This window comes from Nocardiopsis sp. NPDC006832, assembly GCF_040635885.1.
Lineage (GTDB): Bacteria > Actinomycetota > Actinomycetes > Streptosporangiales > Streptosporangiaceae > Nocardiopsis.
The window spans coordinates 1-18,041 of record NZ_JBEYLC010000090.1 but is presented as its reverse complement, the minus strand read 5'-3'; the positions used below and the strand labels follow the sequence as shown (position 1 = coordinate 18,041).

Annotated in this window: 18 protein-coding genes and 1 pseudogene; 10 read left to right on the top strand and 9 right to left on the bottom strand. The window is 67.9% G+C overall.

The window, feature by feature from the left end:
* The 3 genes and pseudogenes from ABZ717_RS26775 to ABZ717_RS26765 form a co-directional block, all read left to right on the top strand.
* A pseudogene (locus ABZ717_RS26775) lies at nt 1-278 on the top strand (cytochrome ubiquinol oxidase subunit I); the annotation flags it as partial.
* A 12-nt stretch (nt 279-290) separates the two neighbouring features.
* Nucleotides 291-716 (top strand): cytochrome c oxidase subunit 4, encoded by a 426-nt coding sequence (locus tag ABZ717_RS26770; protein WP_358515442.1) that lies wholly within the window; start codon nt 291-293, stop codon nt 714-716.
* 208 nt (nt 717-924) lie between these two features.
* Nucleotides 925-2,223 carry an Ig-like domain-containing protein gene (locus ABZ717_RS26765; RefSeq protein WP_358515439.1) on the top strand — a complete coding sequence of 433 codons (1,299 nt, stop codon included), beginning with the start codon at nt 925-927 and terminating at the stop codon, nt 2,221-2,223.
* A 23-nt stretch (nt 2,224-2,246) separates the two neighbouring features.
* Here ABZ717_RS26765 and ABZ717_RS26760 read toward each other — a convergent pair whose 3' ends face one another.
* The 5 genes from ABZ717_RS26760 to ABZ717_RS26740 all read right to left on the bottom strand — a co-directional run bounded on the left by ABZ717_RS26760 (nt 2,247) and on the right by ABZ717_RS26740 (nt 7,730).
* Nucleotides 2,247-3,383: a glycosyltransferase family 4 protein gene (locus ABZ717_RS26760; RefSeq protein WP_358515436.1), complete on the bottom strand. Its 1,137-nt coding sequence runs from the start codon at nt 3,381-3,383 to the stop codon at nt 2,247-2,249.
* Between the two features lie 100 nt (nt 3,384-3,483).
* Nucleotides 3,484-4,512 (bottom strand): C40 family peptidase, encoded by a 1,029-nt coding sequence (locus ABZ717_RS26755; RefSeq protein WP_358515434.1) that lies wholly within the window; start codon nt 4,510-4,512, stop codon nt 3,484-3,486.
* A gap of 332 nt (nt 4,513-4,844) precedes the next feature.
* Nucleotides 4,845-5,837, bottom strand: a complete 993-nt coding sequence (locus ABZ717_RS26750) for an NlpC/P60 family protein (protein ID WP_358515433.1) — start codon at nt 5,835-5,837, stop codon at nt 4,845-4,847.
* Nucleotides 5,838-6,096: 259 nt separating this feature from the next.
* Complete coding sequence (locus tag ABZ717_RS26745; RefSeq protein ID WP_358515431.1) at nt 6,097-7,452, bottom strand: NYN domain-containing protein; 1,356 nt, start codon at nt 7,450-7,452, stop codon at nt 6,097-6,099.
* On the bottom strand, nt 7,449-7,730 hold the full coding sequence (locus ABZ717_RS26740) for a hypothetical protein (RefSeq protein ID WP_358515429.1): 282 nt from the start codon (nt 7,728-7,730) through the stop codon (nt 7,449-7,451). The genes ABZ717_RS26745 and ABZ717_RS26740 overlap by 4 nt, the downstream gene beginning before the upstream one ends.
* Nucleotides 7,731-7,886: 156 nt before the next feature.
* On the opposite strand from ABZ717_RS26740, the gene ABZ717_RS26735 reads away from it, so the two are divergent.
* The 3 genes from ABZ717_RS26735 to ABZ717_RS26725 are packed head-to-tail and all read left to right on the top strand — an operon-like array spanning nt 7,887 to nt 10,676.
* Nucleotides 7,887-9,614: a DEDD exonuclease domain-containing protein gene (locus ABZ717_RS26735; RefSeq protein ID WP_358515427.1), complete on the top strand. Its 1,728-nt coding sequence runs from the start codon at nt 7,887-7,889 to the stop codon at nt 9,612-9,614.
* Entirely contained in the window at nt 9,592-10,356 is a 765-nt protein-coding gene (locus tag ABZ717_RS26730) for a rhomboid family intramembrane serine protease (RefSeq protein ID WP_358515424.1), read from the top strand. Before ABZ717_RS26735 ends, ABZ717_RS26730 begins: the two co-directional genes overlap by 23 nt.
* A gap of 44 nt (nt 10,357-10,400) precedes the next feature.
* Nucleotides 10,401-10,676 (top strand): Lrp/AsnC ligand binding domain-containing protein, encoded by a 276-nt coding sequence (locus ABZ717_RS26725; RefSeq protein WP_067606568.1) that lies wholly within the window; start codon nt 10,401-10,403, stop codon nt 10,674-10,676.
* 97 nt (nt 10,677-10,773) lie between these two features.
* On the opposite strand, the gene trpD is transcribed toward ABZ717_RS26725, so the two are convergent.
* The 3 genes from trpD to ABZ717_RS26710 all read right to left on the bottom strand — a co-directional run bounded on the left by trpD (nt 10,774) and on the right by ABZ717_RS26710 (nt 12,570).
* The gene (gene trpD, locus ABZ717_RS26720) at nt 10,774-11,895 is read right to left on the bottom strand and encodes an anthranilate phosphoribosyltransferase (RefSeq protein ID WP_358515421.1); all 1,122 of its coding nucleotides are present in this window, start codon (nt 11,893-11,895) and stop codon (nt 10,774-10,776) included.
* Between the two features lie 73 nt (nt 11,896-11,968).
* A complete protein-coding gene (locus tag ABZ717_RS26715) occupies nt 11,969-12,142 on the bottom strand; it encodes a hypothetical protein (protein ID WP_358515418.1) in 174 nt (57 codons plus the stop codon).
* The gene (locus tag ABZ717_RS26710) at nt 12,139-12,570 is read right to left on the bottom strand and encodes a hypothetical protein (RefSeq protein ID WP_358515415.1); all 432 of its coding nucleotides are present in this window, start codon (nt 12,568-12,570) and stop codon (nt 12,139-12,141) included. The genes ABZ717_RS26715 and ABZ717_RS26710 overlap by 4 nt, the downstream gene beginning before the upstream one ends.
* A gap of 564 nt (nt 12,571-13,134) precedes the next feature.
* Between ABZ717_RS26710 and ABZ717_RS26705 the strand changes: the two genes are divergently transcribed.
* The 4 genes from ABZ717_RS26705 (at nt 13,135) to ABZ717_RS26690 (ending at nt 17,430) form a co-directional block, all read left to right on the top strand.
* Nucleotides 13,135-13,689: a heme-copper oxidase subunit III gene (locus tag ABZ717_RS26705; RefSeq protein ID WP_084392720.1), complete on the top strand. Its 555-nt coding sequence runs from the start codon at nt 13,135-13,137 to the stop codon at nt 13,687-13,689.
* A 95-nt stretch (nt 13,690-13,784) separates the two neighbouring features.
* A complete protein-coding gene (locus tag ABZ717_RS26700) occupies nt 13,785-14,654 on the top strand; it encodes a c-type cytochrome (protein ID WP_358515444.1) in 870 nt (289 codons plus the stop codon).
* Complete coding sequence (locus ABZ717_RS26695; protein ID WP_358515411.1) at nt 14,647-15,774, top strand: Rieske 2Fe-2S domain-containing protein; 1,128 nt, start codon at nt 14,647-14,649, stop codon at nt 15,772-15,774. Before ABZ717_RS26700 ends, ABZ717_RS26695 begins: the two co-directional genes overlap by 8 nt.
* A gap of 3 nt (nt 15,775-15,777) precedes the next feature.
* Nucleotides 15,778-17,430 carry a cytochrome bc complex cytochrome b subunit gene (locus ABZ717_RS26690; RefSeq protein ID WP_358515408.1) on the top strand — a complete coding sequence of 551 codons (1,653 nt, stop codon included), beginning with the start codon at nt 15,778-15,780 and terminating at the stop codon, nt 17,428-17,430.
* A 224-nt stretch (nt 17,431-17,654) separates the two neighbouring features.
* Here ABZ717_RS26690 and ABZ717_RS26685 read toward each other — a convergent pair.
* Nucleotides 17,655-18,041, bottom strand: a 387-nt coding sequence (locus tag ABZ717_RS26685; RefSeq protein WP_358515405.1) for a hypothetical protein, incomplete at its 5' end; no start/stop codon positions are given.

Here is an 18,041-nt window from a genome sequence, read left to right as displayed (position 1 = left end):
AGCTGAACCAGATCTCCTCGATCTCCTCGTTCGTCCTCGCCGCCTCGACGCTGATCTTCTTCTGGAACATCTACGTCACCGCGAAGAAGGCGCCGATGGTGGAGGTGGACGACCCGTGGGGTTACGGCTGTTCCCTGGAGTGGGCCACGTCCTGCCCGCCGCCCAGGCACAACTTCACGTCGCTGCCGCGGATCCGGTCCGAGCGTCCGGCCTTCGACCTCAACCACCCGCACGTCGCGGCCCCCGGTGCCGTCGCCGCCGGTGCCGAGAAGAAGTAGGAGGCGGCCCATATGAAGATGCAGGCCTACCTGTTCATGGGGATCGCGACCTTCTTCGGTCTGGTCGGTGCCCTGTACATCTACTGGTCCTACCTGGAGACCGGCCAGATCGAGTGGGCCGGTTCCACCATCCTGATCATCGGCATCGGCTTCGGCTGGATGATCGGGTTCTGGCTCTGGCAGTCGGCTCGCCGTAGTGAGCACCACCACGGGCTTCCCCCCGAGGAGCGCCTCGACGGTGAGATCGCCGAGAACTCCGGCGAGTACGGGTTCTTCAGCCCGCACAGCTGGTGGCCGATGTTCGTCGCGCTGGCCGTCGCCTTCACGGCGGTCGGTATGGCGATCGGTTGGTGGATGCTGTTCCTCGGCTTCCTGGCCATCATCCTGACCACGATCGGCTGGGTCTTCGAGTACTACCGCAAGGAGTTCCAGCACTGAGATCGACCCCGGAGGCGATTGCTCTTCGAGGGAAGATGATCACCCAGGGTAAGATGTGAGTGTCACCGCCCCGGTGGCCGGCCACGCGTCCGTGTGACGCGTGCCGGGCACCGGGGCCGTTGTTTTATCGTTGCCCGAAGGGCACGGAAAGGCTCCGGCCCTGGCCGGATGCTCCGGTGCGCCGACCGAATGGACGTTGGAGGACTGTGTGAAGCGACGAGCCCACTCACGAGGGGCCCTGGCCATGGCCGTGCTCGTCCTGCTCACCGCCTGCAGCACCGATGAGGAGCCGGAGACGGACGAGCAGGCCACCGAGGAGGCCGGTCCCGAGGTCACCATCACCCCCGAACCGGGAGCCACCGAGATCGCGCCGAACACCCCGGTCCGGGTCGCGGCCGAGGGCGGGACCATCACCGACGTGCGGATCGACCAGGTCGACCCGTCCGAGGCGTCCGAGGCGGGCGACGGTGAGGCGGAGGGGGCGGAGGAACCCACGGTCCACGACGTCACCGGCACCCTCAACGAGGCCGAGGACGCCTGGGTGGCCGATTGGAACCTGCATCCCGGTTCGGCGATCACCGTGACCGCGACCGCCACCGACGCCGAGGGCGAGGAGACCGAGGTCGTCTCCGAGTTCACCACGCAGGACACCACGGAAGGGCAGAGCCTCGAACTGGTCTCCAACTTCCCCACCTCGGGGCAGACCGTCGGGGTGGGCATGCCCGTGATCATCAACTTCGACCTGCCCGTCACCAACAAGGAGCAGGTGGAGAACTCCATGGAGGTCATCTCCGAGGAGGAGGCGCAGGGGGCCTGGAACTGGGTCTCCGACCAGATGGCGGTCTTTCGACCGGAGGAGTACTGGGAGCCCTACCAGGAGATCGCGGTCGACCTGCACCTGGCCGGGGTGGAGGCCTCCGACGGTGTCTTCGGGGTGAGCGATCACCGCATCGAGTTCGAGGTCGGTAGGGAGATGATCTCCACGATGCATGTCCCCGACCACGAGATGGAGGTGTCCGTCGACGGTGAGAACGTCCGCACCATCCCGGTGAGCAACGGGGCCGCCGACGAACGCTTCAACACGACGACCTCCGGTGTCCACCTCACCATGGAGAAGTACGAGTCCCTGGTGATGGACTCCGCCACCGTCGGAATCGAGGAGGGGGAACCCGGTCACTACCGACTGGACGTCGACTGGGCGGTGCGCACCTCCAACAGCGGCGAGTTCTCCCACGCCGCCCCTTGGAACGCCGGCAACCTGGGCAGCGCCAACACCTCCAACGGGTGCACCAACATGACCGTCGAGGACGCTCGTTGGTTCCACGACGAGTCGCTGATGGGCGACGTCCTGGAGACCACCGGTACCGACCGCGAGCTGGAATGGGACAACGGCTGGGGCTTCTACCAGCGCTCCTGGGAGGAGTGGCTGGAGCAGAGCGCCACCGGTGAGCCCCAGGGCACCGACGGGTCGGGAACCCCCGGGGACGTCCATGGGGAGGACCTCTAGGAGGCAGGGGCCACGGGGACGCCTCAGATCCCCTCAGGGCCTCTCAGGAGGTCGTCAAGGCGACTCAGGGTCTGATCCCAACCCCACTCCCGGGTAACCCATTCGCGGCCGCGTGCGCCCATCAGGGCGGCGCGGTCGCGGTCTTTCAGGAGTCGAATGAGCGCTCGGGCTGCGGGACCGGGCAAGGATCCGTCCACCACGTGCCCGGTCTCGCCCTCCAGGACCGTGTCCGGGGCGCCGCCCGAGGACCCCGCCACCACCGGCAACCCGGTGGCCGACGCCTCCAGGTAGACCATCCCCAGGCCCTCCACGTCCAGCCCGCCCCGCCGGGTCCGACACGGCATGGCGAACACGTCGCCCGCGTCGTAGTGGGCGGGCAGGTCCTCGGCCCGGACCGGGCCGGTGAAGCGCACCGAGTCCAGCCCGGCGGCGGCCGAACGCAGCCGGGAGGCGTAAGGACCCTCGCCCACCAAAAGCAATACCGCGTCGGGGACGTCCGCCAGCACCCGCGGCCAGGCACGGATCAGGGTGTCCTGCCCCTTGCGCGGCACCATGCGCGAGACGCACACCACCACGGGGCGTTCGCCCAACCCCAGACGTTCGCGCACCTCCTCGCCTCCGGCGCCGGGCCGGAAACGGTCGGTGTCCACGCCGGGGGCCAACCGGCGCATGCGCGCGCCGGCGGCGGGGGACAGGGAGCGCGCCAACCGGCGTCGGGTGTATTCGCCCAGGTAGGTGACGGTGTCCACGGTGTCGCCGATCCGTCGCAGCGCCGTGGCGGGCCCGGGTAGGACGGTCCAACCGGTCTCATGCCCGTGGGTGAGCGCGACCTGCCGCAGGGGACGCAGGTGGGCCGCGGCCAACCCCAACGGGGCCGCGGCGCCGTAGAGCACGGAGTCGCACCCTTCGAGTTCGGCGATCACCCGCGCCCGTCGCACCACTCGTGGAGTGGGCAGCAGCACCTTGGCCGCGTCCCGCACGATCGGGAAGGGCTGACGGAGGTCGAAGTGGGGGTCGGCCGCCTGGTCGGCGGCTTGGGGGGAGGAGCAGTAGACCACGACCGACCCGGGCCGGTGGCGCAGGGCGAGCTCGTGCACGAAGGACTCGATGCCGCCCGCGCGGGGTGGGAAGTCGTTGGTGATGATCAGGGTTCGCGACACCCTGGTGAGTCTAGGGGGAGTTTCCTCGGGGGTTGCGGAAAGACGCCTCGGGCCCGTGGCGAACGCACCACGGGCCCGGGCGAAGCGGAGAGGCGACAGGTCACGGCCGCACGGCGGTGGTGAAGCTGGAGCGGTAGTAGTCGTTGAGGGTGACCGTGCCGATGGGGCGCGAGGACGTGGAGGCGTGCACCATCACGTTGTCGCCCGCGTACAGGCCCACGTGGGTGGGGCTGGCGCCGTAGAAGAACATCAGGTCTCCGGGCTGCATGTTCTCCCAGGACACCCGCTGTCCGGCGTTGACCTGGTCGTAGGTGGTGCGCGGCAGGTTGACGCCCGCCTGGGCCCAGGCGGCCTGGGTCAGCCCGGAGCAGTCGTAGCCGCCCGGTCCGGTGCCGCCCCAGACGTAGGGCTTGCCGATCTGGGCGTAGGCGAAGTCCAGGGCGACCTGGGCGTTGCCGGTGGCCGGGCCGGTGTAGTTCGCACCGCCGCCGCTGTCGCCGCCGCCGCTCCCACTGTCGTTGCCGACGTTCTCGGTGGCCTCGGCCTGTTCCTCGGCGGAGAGTTCTTCGAGCAGTTCCTCCTGCTCGGCGATGGAGGCCTCGGCCTCCTCGGTGGCCTCCTCCGCGTCCTCCAACGCGTCGGCGGCGCTCTCCTCGGTGGACTCCGCCTCCTCGCGCAGGGACTCCAGGTGCTCCAGCTCGTCGACGTACTGATCCAGGCCGGCCTGCTGCTGCTCGGACAGGTACGTGAGATCGGCCTGGTGCTCCAGGGCCTCCTCGGGGCCGGTAGCGCCGATCAAGTGGGTGGGCGAGGTCGGATCGACACCGGTGTAGGCGATGTTGGCCAGGCTACGTACCCCGCCGCTCAGCTCGTCGATGGTCTCCTCGGCGGTCTCGATGTCGCCGAGCAGTTCTTCGAGCTTCTCCTCCGCGGCCTCGTGCGCCTCCTGGGCGTCGTTGTAGGCCGCGTTGAGCTCGATGAACTCCTCTTCGAGACTCTCGATCTCCTCTCGCACCTCGTCGGCGGTCGGCTCGGCGTGCGCCACGGCGGTGGGGGCGAGGAAGGCCCCGACGCAGATCGAGGCGATGACGGCCGATCGGCGACCGGAGGCGCCACGGAATGCAGACACTGGCAACACCTTTCTCCCCTCGTCCCGGATGAGGCGGGAACAAGGGAGTGCACCGGGCGGGACCAAGTCGAAGAGGTCGACCGAAAGGCTGCGGGGAGTGACCCGGCCCGGACGTGGTCGTCACCGACGGGGTTCGGTGAAGAGGAGCGACCACGCTCGGCGATGAACATTAGTGCATCCCTTGGGCCGCTCTCAACTGATTCGTGACGTTCCGGTGCATCAGGCGGCCTGTCCGAAACTCCTGACTTGCCGTTACCCGGTGTCACCGCGAAACGAAAAAGGGCCGCCGTCCCGGAAGGGACGACGGCCTCGACGAGTGTCGGCGCGGCGCGCTACAGGCGCACGGCGAACTCGAACTGACCGGCCCAGTAGGCGGCCAGTCCCACGACCTCGATGTTGCGGCCCGTGCGAGGGGCGTGCACCATCTGGTTGTTGCCGGCGTAGAGACCGTTGTGGGCCTGGCCGGAGAAGAACATGATGTCGCCCGGCTGGAGCGAGCCCATGTCGTTGATACGGGTGCCGAGCCCGGCCTGGGCGTAGGTGGTACGCGGCAGGTCCACGCCCGCGGCCCGCCAGGACGCCTGGACCAGACCGGAGCAGTCGTATCCGTTGGGGCCGGTGCCGCCGTAGACGTAGGGCAGGCCCACCTTCGAGTAGGCGAAGTCCAGGGCGCTGGAGGCGTTGCCGCTGCCCTCGTGGGACTGCCCGGCGCTGTCGTCGGCGCCCTCGCCGGAGCTGTCCGCGTCGGGGAACTGCGCGAGGAGTTCCTGCTGCTCCTCGATGGCGGACTCGACCTCGTCCTTGGCCTCCTCGCTCTCCTCCAAGGTGTCCTCGGCCTCGTCGAGGGACGTCTCGGCCTCGTCCTTGAGTGCGAAGAGACGCTCGGAGGAGTCACCGAAGTCGTCGAGTTGGGACTGCTGGGCGTCCGACAGGTAGTTCAGGTCGGCGTTCTGCGCCAGCAGGGCCTCGGGGCCGTCGGAGGTGAGGATGTTCGTGGTGGAGTCGAGCTCGCCGCCCTGGTAGGTGGCGTTGGCGAACTGCTGGACCTGCTCGCGCAGCTCGTCGTAGCGATCCTGCTCGTCCCCGACCTGTTCGTCGAGTTCGTCGTAGGCGGCCTTGGCCGTCTCGTAGTCCTCTTCGGCCTGGTTGTAGGCCTCGACTGCCTCCGAGGCCTCCTGGTTCAGTTCCTCGATGCGGTCCTCGACCTCGTCCTGGGTCGGTTCCGCATGGGCGATGCCGGGGGCGATGAAGGTGCCGGCGGCGACCACACCGAGGCCGGTCGTAGCGATTCGGCGAGCAGTACGCCGACCACCGGGGTTCTTCATGGCGGTCCACGCTCCTTGAGTGTCTGAGAAGTCCGCAGGGGTGACTGGGAGACGGAAAGGGTAGGGGGCCCACGCCTTGAGGCGGGCCGACATGAGTGTGCGGGCCCTCGCCGGGGTGGGGTGGCACAAAGGTGGCCTTCTACCCGACGAAGCACTCACGTTCGGGATGAACCTAGCGGACGCGCCTTCCCCTCTCAACCACAACGAGCCTCGGTCACCACCACGCTCGGTGGTGACCGTGGTCACAACAGGCGCGTTCTCAATCGAGTCTTCGCAGGAAGATCAGGGAGGGGACGGCCCGAGCGCCGACCCCGCGCACCGCCTGGACGATCTCCTTGTCGGATGTCACAACGGCGATCGGCCGGCCCGGGGGCTCGGCCCGCACCAGCCGGACTATGACCTCGTCCGCGGTCTCCCCGGGCGCGCTGAACAACAATCGGACCCGGCGGCTGGGCGTCACCGGGGGAGTGTCCACGTCCGCGCCATCGAACACACAGGTGATCTCCGCCTTGGTGCGACTCGCCAGCCCCTCCAACGAGGCGAGCAGGCGATTGCGCTGATCGGCCAACGGCAGGTTCCCGTAGCCGGTCTTGGTGACGTTGTAGCCGTCCACCAGCAGATGAACCCGAGGCACGGTCAACAGGTGGTCCAGCAGACCCGGGTCGTCGTCGGGCAGCCCGCCCAAGGACACCCGACGCTGTTCCTCATGGGCCTCGGCGACCAGGTCGGCGGGGCTGTCCAGGCCGGTGGGAAGCGCGAGCTCGCGACGCAGTCCGTGTGAGGCGTCCACCAACACGTCCAACAGCACACGCAGACGCGCCTCGTCGGCGTTGCGGCCGGCGCGCACCGCGCGGCGGGAGTTCTCCACCTGGGCCTCGGCGTCGGCCAGCCGGGAACGCAACCGACGGTTCTCCACTTCGAGGCCGCTGATCCGCCCCTCGGTCTCGTCCCGACGGTCCCGGATCTCGGACAGGACCTGTTCGGCCTCGGCGGTGGCCGTCTTGGCGCGTTGACGCTCGTGATGCACCTTGCGGCGCAGCTCGGCGATCTCGGCGCGCTGCTCGACGATGGTGGCGCGCTGTCGCTCCAGGTCCGTCTGGAGGCCGCGGCGGGCCTCCTCCAGCTCCCGGCGTACGCTCTCCAGCGCCTCGGCGGCCTCATCCACCTCCTTGGCGCTGTGCCGACGGTCCAGTTCGAGGTGGACGTCCTCGATGATCCCGGCCCACCCGGGGGGACGCAGCAGGTACGCGCAGGCGGCCACCGTCACCGGATCGGCGGCGGGCGGGACCACCCCGGACCGCATGCCCTCGGCGAGTTCGGGCCACACCTGCTCCACGCGAGCGGCGACCAGACCACGAAAGTCCGCGTCGGTCTCCAACTGCGCGGCGATCTGCGGTCCGGCCAGTCGTGCGCGTCGACGGGGCTCGAACCTGGCCACCCTGCGCAGCACGGGCGGCAGGTCCGACGCGCGCATGCCGCCCAACACGTCGGACCCGTACTCCACGACCCGCGCGCGCACCGGCTCGGGCAGGGAGCGCACGAGGTGCTCCTCACCGTCCTCCCGCTCGGAGCGGTCCTCCTCGCCGGAGCCGCCCGTCACCGGGCCGGGGCTCATGACCGACCCGTCGGGCTCTCCGCCGAAGTGTCGGGGACCGACTGTTCGGCGTCAGGACGGGGGACGATCTCCACACTGTCGGTGGCGCCGCACCAACGGCACTTCACCCGTTCGATCGTCTCCGCCAGCACGGTGCGCTCCTCGACGGCGCCGGCGCCGGACAGCTCCTGGTGCACGTAGTCCTGCGAACGCACGGTGCGCGTCACGTCGAACCGCGTGAGATTGCCGCACCCGGTGCATCGCCAACGCTCATCGTCACCCGGCATCGCGATCCCCACGGTTCCTCCTCGGTGTCGTTGCCTGTTCGTGGCGGCCGTCGCCGGACCCATCGGTCACTCGACGTCGGGACCGCCCACGCCCACATCTTTCCATGTCGGGTGGGTCGACCGGCATCCCGGACGGGTTCGGTCGTCACCCCCGACTAACCTGACCGCGTGGTTGGACAGCCCGCGACGCCCTTCGGCGACCAGACCAGCATCGACGACCTCGGCACTCCACTGGCCGGGGCCACCTTCGTCGTGGTCGACCTGGAGACGACCGGAACCAGCGCCTCCAAGTCCCGGATCACCGAGATCGGGGCCGTACGCGTTCGCGGCGGCGGGATCATCGGCGAGTACACCACCCTCGTCGACCCGGGAATGCTCATCCCGGCCAACATCACCCTGCTGACCGGCATCACCCAGGCGATGGTGGCCACGGCCCCGCCGATCGAGAAGGTCCTGCCGGAGCTGCTCGCGTTCCTGGAAGAGGCCCCCGGCACCGTTCTGGTCGCCCACAACGCGCCCTTCGACACCGGTTTCCTCAAGGCCGCCTGCGAACGTGCGGGCCTGGAATGGCCGGCGCCCCCGGTGGTCGACACCCTGCGCCTGGCCAGGGCCCTGCTCCCCGCGCCCCAGGTCCGTAACCACCGACTGGGCACGCTCGCCACCTACTTCGGAGCCCACGTCGCCCCCACCCACCGGGCGTTGGACGACGCCCGCGCCACCGTGGACGTGCTCAACGGGCTCATCGAACGCCTCACCCCGCTGGGCGTCACCAGCCTGGAGGAGTTGCGCTCGGTCGCCAAACCCGCCACCCGCGCCCAGCGGGCCAGACGCCACCTGGCCGAGGACCTGCCCGAACGCCCCGGCGTGTACGTGTTCAACGATGCCCAGGGGCGCAGCCTGTACGTCGGCAAGAGCAACAACCTGCGCCGACGAGTGGCCTCCTACTTCACCGCGGCCGAATCGCGCCGCCGCATCCGGGAGATGGCCGGCCTGGTGGTGTCGGTGACCCCCATCGTGTGCACCACCGACCTGGAGGCCTCGGTCCGCGAACTGCGGATCATCGCCGAACGCAAACCACCGTTCAACCGTCGCTCCCGCAACCCGGAGAACGCCCGCTGGGTCAAGCTCACCACGGACACCTACCCCCGGCTGTCGGTCGTGCGGGCGGTTCGCGACGACGGCGCCCCCTACCTGGGCCCCTACAACTCGGCACGCGAGGCCGAGGAGGCCAAGGAGGCACTGTTGCACGCGCTGCCGCTGCGCCAGTGCACCCACACCTTCGCCCCGCCCGAACGGGTGGTCCCCAAGTGCGTGCTCGCCCAACTGGGCCGCTGTGGCGCGCCCTGCGACGGCACCGAGCCCCTGGACGCCTACACGGTCCACTCCGAGGCCGCCCGCACCGCCATGACCACCGACCCGGCCGTGGTCTTGGACGCCCTCACCGGACGCATCCGCGAGCTGTCCGAGGACCTGCGCTACGAAGAGGCGGCGAGCCTGCGCGACCGCCTCATGGCCTTCCTGCGCGGCGCCCGCCGAGTCCAACGGCTCACCGCCATCGCCGCGGTACCGCACCTGGTCGCCTCACGCCCCGGCGCCACCGGATGGGAGACGATCGTGGTCCGTCACGGACGCCTGGCCGCGAGCGCCGTCCTCACACCGGGCACCGACCCCACCGCTTTCCTGGCCTCCCTGGTCGCCACCGCCGAACGCGTCCCGCCCGGTCACGGGCCGGTCCCCAACGCCACCGCGGGGGAGAGCGAACTGATCCTGGACTGGCTCGTCACGCCCGGCGCACGCCTGGTGGAGGTCGAAGGTGAGTGGACATGCCCGTTGCGGGGAGCCGAAGCGCACACTCGGATGACACACTGGGCCCATGGCCGCGCTTCCGCTCAATGACGACCACCCCGTCCGCCGCGCCCCGGTCGTGGCCTACGGCCTGATCGCGGTCAACGTGCTCGTCTACCTGCTCTCCCCGCAGGCCGCCACCGCCGTCTGGTATCCCGTCGACCTGTTCGAACGCGTGTGTTCGATCGACGCGTACTTCATGCGCTGGGGCGCCATCCCCGACGAGATGCTCGGCCGGGTCGACCTGGCCGAACCGTTGACCCCCGAATGCGGACCCATCGACGGCAAGGTCGTCTGGTTCTCGGTGCTCAGCTCGATGTTCCTGCACGGCGGCTCCGCCCACCTTCTCGGCAACATGGTGTACCTGTTCGTGTTCGGTCCCGTCGTCGAGGACCGGCTCGGCAAGGTCCGTTTCCTGCTGCTGTACCTGGCCACCGGGGTGGTCGCCGCGTTCGGGCACGCGCTGGTCGACCAGGACGGCGGGATCCCCATGATCGGGGCCTCCGGGGCCATCTCCGGGGTGCTCGGCGCCTATCTCGTGGTCCAGTTCCGAAGCCGGGTCACCACCCTGGTGTTCGGGGTGATCCCGATGCGTCTGCCCGGGTGGGCCGTGGTGGGAAGCTACTTCGCGCTTCAGTATCTTCTCTACGTCACATCCTCGACCGCCCCGGGCGGCGGATCCAGCGTGGCCTACGCGGCACACGTCTACGGCTTCGTCGCGGGGGTGATCGCGGGACTGGCGGTCTACCGACTGCGGTGGCGCTCCGGAACACGCCTATCGGACGTGTACTAGGGGTGTCTCGTCCCGCACATGCTCTACCAACGCCAGGAGGCACAGTGATCACCGCGATCGTCATGATCAAGGCCGACGTCCACCGCATCCCCGAGGTCGCCGAGGCCATCGCCGACATCGACGGGGTCAGTGAGGTCTACTCCGTGACCGGCGGCGTCGACCTCATCGCCATGGTGCGGGTCCGGCGCCACGAGGACCTGGCGGACGTGATCCCCGGCCGGGTCAACAAGGTGCCCGGTGTGACCTCCTCCGACACCCACATCTCCTTCCAGACCTACTCCAAGCACGACCTGGAGTCGGCCTTCGCGATCGGTTGGTAGAACCGGTCGGGCAGGCGAAAACACGAGGGGCGCGGTGGATCGGAATCCACCGCGCCCCTCCTCGTCCTCGAAGGCCCCCACAGGCGGCCCAGGCGCCTCAGACGCCCTTGGCGAGCTCCTGACTGGCGCTCACCCAGGTCTCCAGCAGTCGCCGCGCCGCGCCCTCGTCCACCGCGGCCGCGGCCCGATCGTAGCCGGCGCGAACCGCCTCGGTCAGGTCGCCCTCGATACCGTCGACCGCCGCCAGCGCGGCCCCGGCGTTGAGCAGCACCGCGTCGCGCACCGGGCCGGGCCGACCCGCCACCATGTCGCGCACCGCCTGGGCGTTGAAGTCCACGTCGCCGCCGCGCAGGGCGTCGGGCGCCGAACGCGCGATGCCCAGGTCCGTCGGGTCCAGCCGCTCCTGACGCGCCTCACCGTCGCGGACGACCCACACGGTGGAGGTGGTGGCCGTGGTCAGCTCGTCCAGACCGTCGTCGCCGCGGAACACCAGCGCCGACGAACCACGGCGGGCGAACACCCCCGCGATCACCTCGCACATGCGCTCGTCGAACACGCCGATGGCGGAGGTGGTGGGCTGCGCCGGGTTGGTCAGCGGACCCAGGAAGTTGAACACGGTCGGCACCGCCAGCTCACGGCGCGGCTTGGCCGCGTACCGCAACGACGGGTGGAACAGCGGAGCGAAGCAGAAGGAGATGCCGGCCTCCTCGGCCAGCCGCACGGTCAGCTCCGGCGGCAGGTCCAGGACCACACCGAGACGCTCCAGCACGTCGGCCGTCCCGCACGAGGACGACGCCGCGCGGTTGCCGTGCTTGACCACCCGGGCACCCGCGGCCGAGCTCACGATCGCCGCCATGGTGGACACGTTCACGGTGTGCGCGCGGTCGCCGCCGGTCCCGACGATGTCGAGCGTGGGCCCGGGCACCTCGATACGCACCGCGTGTTCGAGCATGCCCTGGGCGAGACCGGTCACCTCGGACACCCCCTCGCCCTTGGCGCGCAGGGCGATCGCGAACCCCGCGACCTGGGCGTCGGTGGCCGAACCCGACATGATCTCGTTCATCGCCCACTCGGTGTCGGCCGCGCTGAGGGAGACCCCGCCCAGCAGGGCGGTGATCAGGTTGGACCAGGTCCGCTCCTGGACGGCGGAGGTCTCCTGGGCGTTGGTATCGAGCGCGTTGTTCTCGGCCGGCGCGGCCGAGGGAACGGGGACGTTCATGTGGACTCCTGGCGGAAGGGCGTGGAAAGGAAAAGGGGCGCCGGCGGCGGGCACACGAGTGCGCCCGCCCCGTTCAGCGTCCCCGGGCGAAGGAGAGGGCGTTGTAGGCGCGGCCGCGCCATCGCCCGATGTCGGCGCCGTGGTTGAGGGCTCCGCCCATCACCAACCGACGGCGCAGGTCTCTCTCGCCGTTGTCCTTTACGGCCGTCAGCCGGCCGTGCGCGTCACGCCCCACGGTCGTCGTCACCCCGTGAGCGCGACCGCACGCCGGCGCATGAGCTCGGCCAGTGCCTGGGCGAGCGCGACCGGGTCGATGGGGTGGCTCACCACCTGGTCGGCCTGCGACCAGGTCGCGAGCCAACGGTCGTCCCGCCTGCCCACCAGGAGCAGGATCGGCGGGCCCTGGAAGATCTCGTCCTTGACCTGGCGGCACAGGCCCATCCCGCCGGTGGGCGCGGCCTCACCGTCGAAGATGGCCACGTCGATGCGCTCGGCGGGGTCCTTGGACTCCAGCTTGCGCAGGGCGCCGGGCGCGGTGGCGCACTCGACGAACTCGACCTTGGGGACATCGGTGGCGGGCCGGCGGCCGATGGCCGTCCGGACCTGCTCACGGGTGTCGGCCTTGTCGCTGTAGACCAGCACGCGCATCCTGGCGCCCGTGTCCGTACCGCTCATCGCGCAACCGTCCCATCGCGTCAGCCCTCGGTCGCGGCCATGGGGGGTGCGACCGTGGCGTTCGTTGACTGTTTCCACTCCGACTCTATTGCCTCATGCTCCCGCGCCCCGGATGAGGGTGGGTGGACGTTGAGGCGTTGAGACCTTGGACACCACAGGATGCCAGGATCTCGGGGCCCTTCGTTCAGGGCCTCCCGAGGTGACGTTGTCCAAAGGTGATTCTTTCGATGCCGGGCCGTTGTTTTTGAAGGGTTCGGGGGGCTTTCGAGGGGGTACTGAACGTCTCGGAACGCCTCAGCCGCGCAGGTTCGCGCCACTTCTCGCGTGTAAGCGCGTGGCGTGCCCCGGATCACGAGCGGGGCCGCTACAGTAACGCCCGAGTCACGACCACACCGTCACCCGAGCCGCAGAGGATGGCCGATCCCGGACCTGATCCGTCGCCTTACGGGGGGTCGAGTACGGGTCTTCGCGGGATGCCGTAATAATGCTCCCGTGGCGACAGCAACCGCGAACCCAAAAACAGCAACCGCATCAGCGCATGGTGCGGCAAAGCGTCCTGACCTGGTGAGTGTTGGCACCATCGTGTGGCTGGCCAACGAACTCATGTTCTTCGCCGCGCTGTTCGCGATGTACTTCACCATCCGATCGGTGACCAACGGGAACCCCGAGCTCGGCGAGTGGGCGGACGTCCACCTCAACGTGCCGTGGGCCTCGACGATCACCATTGTCCTGGTGGCTTCCAGCTTCACCGCGCAATTCGGCGTTTGGGCCGCAGAGCGCGGCGACGTCAAGAAGCTGCGCATGTGGTTCTTCATCACGTTCTTCATGGGCCTGTTCTTCATCCTTGGACAGGCTTATGAGTACTACGAGCTCATCGTCCACGAGGGGCTGACTCTCCAGTCGAGCGCCTACGGGTCGATGTTCTACCTGACCACGGGCTTCCACGGACTCCACGTCATCGGTGGTCTGATCGCGTTCCTCATCATGTTGGGACGCACGTACGCCGCGAAGCGCTTCACTCACCAACAGGCGACCAGCGCGATCGTCGTGTCCTACTACTGGCACTTCGTCGACGTCGTCTGGGTCGCTTTGTTCTTCACCATCTACTTCATCCAGTGACCCGAAACGGGGAAACCGTGAAATGGATTACCGCGCGGCGGCGGCATCCCCTGGCGGGGTATGCCGTCGTCATCCTCGCGCTAGCCCTGTTCGGGGTGGGATTCGCCGCTCTGGCCCCCACCTCGGACGAGGCGCGTGCGCAGACGCTCTCGGCCGAGGCCCCGTCCCCCGAGGACGTGGACGTGGCCAACGGCAAGGCCATCTTCGACCAGACGTGTGCGAGCTGCCACAACTACGACGGGAGTGGCACCTACACGGACGAGGACGGTAACCGGGAGATGACCAACGGCCCCGACCTCCGTGAGGTGGGGCCGGCCGCCGTCGACTTCCAGGTCAGCACCGGCCGTATGCCGTCGATGGACCCCGATTCCCAGATGCCCCGCAAGGACATGGTCATGTCCGAGCAGGACCTGGCCGACCTGATCGCCTACTACAACGAGTCGATCAGGACCGACGACATGGGGGCCGACATCCCCTATGACGTCCCGGCCGCCGCTCCCGAGCGCGAGAACTTCGAGGACGAGGAGTCCTACGAGATCGCTCTTGAGGAGTACGAGACCGATTACGACGCCTACATCGAGGGCGCCGACGACGTCGACATGGGCATGAAGCTCTACCTGACCAACTGCGCGCACTGCCACAGCTGGTCCGGTGGCGGCGGTGCCCTGACCGACGGTCGTTGGGCTCCCGAGATCCATGACTCGACTCCGCGTGAGATCTACGAGGCCATGGTCAGCGGACCCGGCGCCATGCCGATGTTCAGCGACGGCGTCATCACCCCCGAGGAGAAGCAGGAGCTCATCTCCTACGTGAAGACGCTGCAGGCGGAACCGAACGCCGGTGGCATCTTCGACCTGGAGCGTGTCGGCCAGGTCGCGGAGGGATTCATCGGATGGACCATCGGTCTGTCCCTGATCATCGCCTGCGCGATCTGGATCACGGCGAAGCAGCGTGCCCATGACTGAGAACAACAACGACAACAACGAGGCCGGTGCCGACGAACGTGTCGTCGGCACCCCGGCGGACACCGACGACGTGGTGACCGAGACCTCGGCTCACTCCGAGAGTGAGCACAACGGGCCGTACCTGGCCTCGGAGACCCACAAGCGCCCGGAGGAGCAGCAGCGTCGAGGCGAGAAGCTGGCCTCGGTGTGGTTCCTCATCGCCTTCCTCGGCGGTATCGGGTTCTTGGTCTCCTACTTCCTCTTCCCGCCGAACGCGGCGGGGGAGCCGGCGATCGCGGACCCGCAGATCGGCCAGTACTCGAACATGCTGCTGGGTGGCACGCTCACCCTGGCGATGTTCGCCATCGGCGCCGGTATGACGGTGTGGGCGCGCAACGTGATGCCCCACTACGAGGTGGCCTCTCCCTACGACGAGCTTCCCTCCAGCGAGGAGGAGAAGAGCTCCTTCAGCGAGTTCTTCATGAAGAGCGCCGACGAGAGCGGCTTCACCAAGCGTCCGCTGATGCGCCGTACGCTCATCCTGGCCATGCTGCCGCTGGGTCTGGCCCCGATCGTGCTGCTGCGCGACACCGGGCCCCTCCCCGGCGACCAGATGAAGGAGACCCGCTGGGTCGACGGCATGCGCATGTACGTCGAGGGCACCCACCGTCACCTCAAGGCCGAGGACCTGGAGAACGACCCGTACGGGATGATCTCCGCGCTCCCGGCCTTGGACGACGAGGGGTATCCGCACGGGATGAGCCTCACCGACCAGGCCAAGTCCGTCATCTTGCTCATCAAGGTGCCGGAGGACGACTGGAAGCCCGGCATGGACACTCCCGTCCGTGAGGGCAGCGACGAGACCCACATGAACTGGACCCACCAGGGCATCGTGGCCTACTCGAAGATCTGCACCCACGTCGGTTGCCCCGCGGCGCTCTACGAGCGCACCACGCACAGGATCCTGTGCCCGTGCCACCAGTCCACGTTCGACGCCACCGACGCCGCCAAGGTCGTCTTCGGACCGGCCCACCGGCCGCTGCCGCAGCTGCCCATCGGCGTCGACGACGAGGGTTACCTCGTCGCCCGAGGTGACTTCAACGAGCCGACCGGGCCGACGTTCTGGGAATACAAGGACTAGTCGATGAGTAAGACCACGCAAGCACCCAAGGCGCTGCGCGGCGTCGGCAACTTCATCGACGACCGCTTCCACCTGGCCAAGACCGGCGAGAAGAACCTGCGCAAGGTCTTCCCGAACCACTGGTCGTTCATGCTGGGTGAGATCGCGCTGTACTCGTTCATCATCCTGCTCGTCACCGGCGTGTTCCTCACGCTCTGGTTCAAGCCGAGCATGCTGGAGGTCGTCTACGACGGCTCCTACGAGCGCCTCCAGGGCGTTCCCATGAGTGAGGCGTTCGCCTCGACCCTGCACATCGACTTCGATGTCCGGGGCGGGTTCCTCGTTCGACAGATCCACCACTGGGCCGCCCTGATCTTCGTGGCCTCGCTGGTGGTGCACATGCTCCGTGTGTTCTTCACCGGCGCGTTCCGCAAGCCGCGTGAGATCAACTGGCTCATCGGTGTCGCCATCTTCTCCCTGGCCATGGTCGAGGGCCTCTTCGGCTACTCGCTGCCGGACGACCTGCCCTCGGGCATGGGTGTCCGCATCCTCCAGGGCGTGATGCTGGCGATCCCGTTGGTGGGCTCCTACATCTCGATGTTCCTGTTCGGCGGGGAGTTCCCCGGCGAGGACATCATCACGCGCCTGTACATGCTGCACGTGCTGCTGCTCCCGGCGATCCTGCTGGCGCTCATCGTGGCGCACTTCATGATCCTGTGGCACCAGAAGCACACGCAGTATCCAGGGCAAGGGCGAACGGACAAGACCGTGGTCGGAACACCCATGTTCCCGGCCTTCGCGGTCAAGGCGGGTGGATTCTTCTTCTTCACCTTCGCCGTGATCGCCGGTCTGAGCGCGTTCGTCCAGATCAACCCGATCCACCTGTTCGGCCCCTTCAGCCCGACGTCCATCACCTCCGGTCTCCAGCCGGACTGGTACATGGGCTTCATGGAGGGTTCGCTGCGCATCTTCCCGAACACGCTCGACTTCACGATCCCGATCGGCCAGGGATACCCCATCATCACGGCGGTGCTGATCCCGGGCCTGGGCGTCATGGGTCTGCTGTTCGGCGCGCTCGCGGCGTGGCCGTTCATCGAGCAGTGGATCACCGGTGACAAGCGTGCCCACAACGTCGCCGACCGTCCGCGCAACGCCCCGACCCGTACGGCTCTGGGCGTCGGCGGCATCGTCTTCTACGGCGTGCTCTGGCTCGCCGGTTCGAACGACATCCTGTCGGAGACGTTCTCGATCGACCTGTACCTGACCACGTACATCTTCCGTGTGCTGATCTTCGTGGGTCCGGTCCTGGGCTACATCATCGCCAAGCGGATCTGCCTGGGCCTGCAGCGTCGTGACCGGGAGACCCTGGAGCACGGCTACGAGAGCGGCATCATCCAGCAGCTCCCCAGCGGTGAGTTCATCGAGGTCCACAAGGAGAGCTCGGCGGAGACCACCCACGTGCTGGAGAGCAAGCCGGTCATCTCCTCCACCGCACTGGAGGAGCCCGAGACCGACGACAAGGGTGTGGAGAACCCCAACGCCCGCAAGGGCATGGGCCGGTTCCGTCGCGCCCTGGCCCACTGGTACACGAAGGACAACATCTCCTTCGAGGGGGTGGAGGCCCACACCGGGCACCACCTGCACCATGGAGCCGAGAACGAGGACAAGGACCACTAGAGTCCATCGGGGTACGCCCCGAACAGTCGAAGGACCCGGCCGCCGAGCGCGGCCGGGTCCTTCGCGTTCCCACCCGACTTCGAGGCGCTGTATCGCACGCTGCGACCTCGGACTCCGTCTGGGTTGATCCGGGCCCGAGGTTCACGCCCGGACCACTCCCAGGGGTCTTACGGCGCCTTCTGGCCGCCCCGGGTACGAAGAGAGGGGGTCGACGCCCCACCGGGCTAAAACTCAATGTTCTCCATGACAGTCATATGCTCGAATAGTGCGATGTCTTGAGGGACATAGCCTACAATATGACGTATTCGACGTCTTGACAAATATTGATTGAAGTATTGACGATCAACACGGCTATTATCCATATGTTCATTAATAATCACTGCTAAGCCACCGATATCATGAACCTCTTTTGATAACTTTATATCAGTTCCACGCCCTGCCATACTTGTAGCAACAGTAACTGCAGATAATTGTCCCGCCTCAGCAATCATTTGTGCCTCTTTAGCTACATTTTGAGCGAAGGTGTTGGACAGCTTTGGGTTCACTCGACTGAAAACCGCGTCCGGATACTCAACGTCGACCTTTTTACCGTCGACCTCGACCGTCTCCTT

Coding starts and splice junctions, on each gene's coding strand:
- ABZ717_RS26770 (WP_358515442.1), top strand. CDS start 291: ATGAAGATGCAGGCCTACCTGTTCATGGGGATCGCGACCTTCTTCGGT.
- ABZ717_RS26750 (WP_358515433.1), bottom strand. CDS start 5,837: ATGAAGAACCCCGGTGGTCGGCGTACTGCTCGCCGAATCGCTACGACC.
- ABZ717_RS26745 (WP_358515431.1), bottom strand. CDS start 7,452: ATGAGCCCCGGCCCGGTGACGGGCGGCTCCGGCGAGGAGGACCGCTCC.
- ABZ717_RS26730 (WP_358515424.1), top strand. CDS start 9,592: ATGGCCGCGCTTCCGCTCAATGACGACCACCCCGTCCGCCGCGCCCCG.
- trpD (WP_358515421.1), bottom strand. CDS start 11,895: ATGAACGTCCCCGTTCCCTCGGCCGCGCCGGCCGAGAACAACGCGCTC.
- ABZ717_RS26710 (WP_358515415.1), bottom strand. CDS start 12,570: ATGAGCGGTACGGACACGGGCGCCAGGATGCGCGTGCTGGTCTACAGC.
- ABZ717_RS26695 (WP_358515411.1), top strand. CDS start 14,647: ATGACTGAGAACAACAACGACAACAACGAGGCCGGTGCCGACGAACGT.
- ABZ717_RS26690 (WP_358515408.1), top strand. CDS start 15,778: ATGAGTAAGACCACGCAAGCACCCAAGGCGCTGCGCGGCGTCGGCAAC.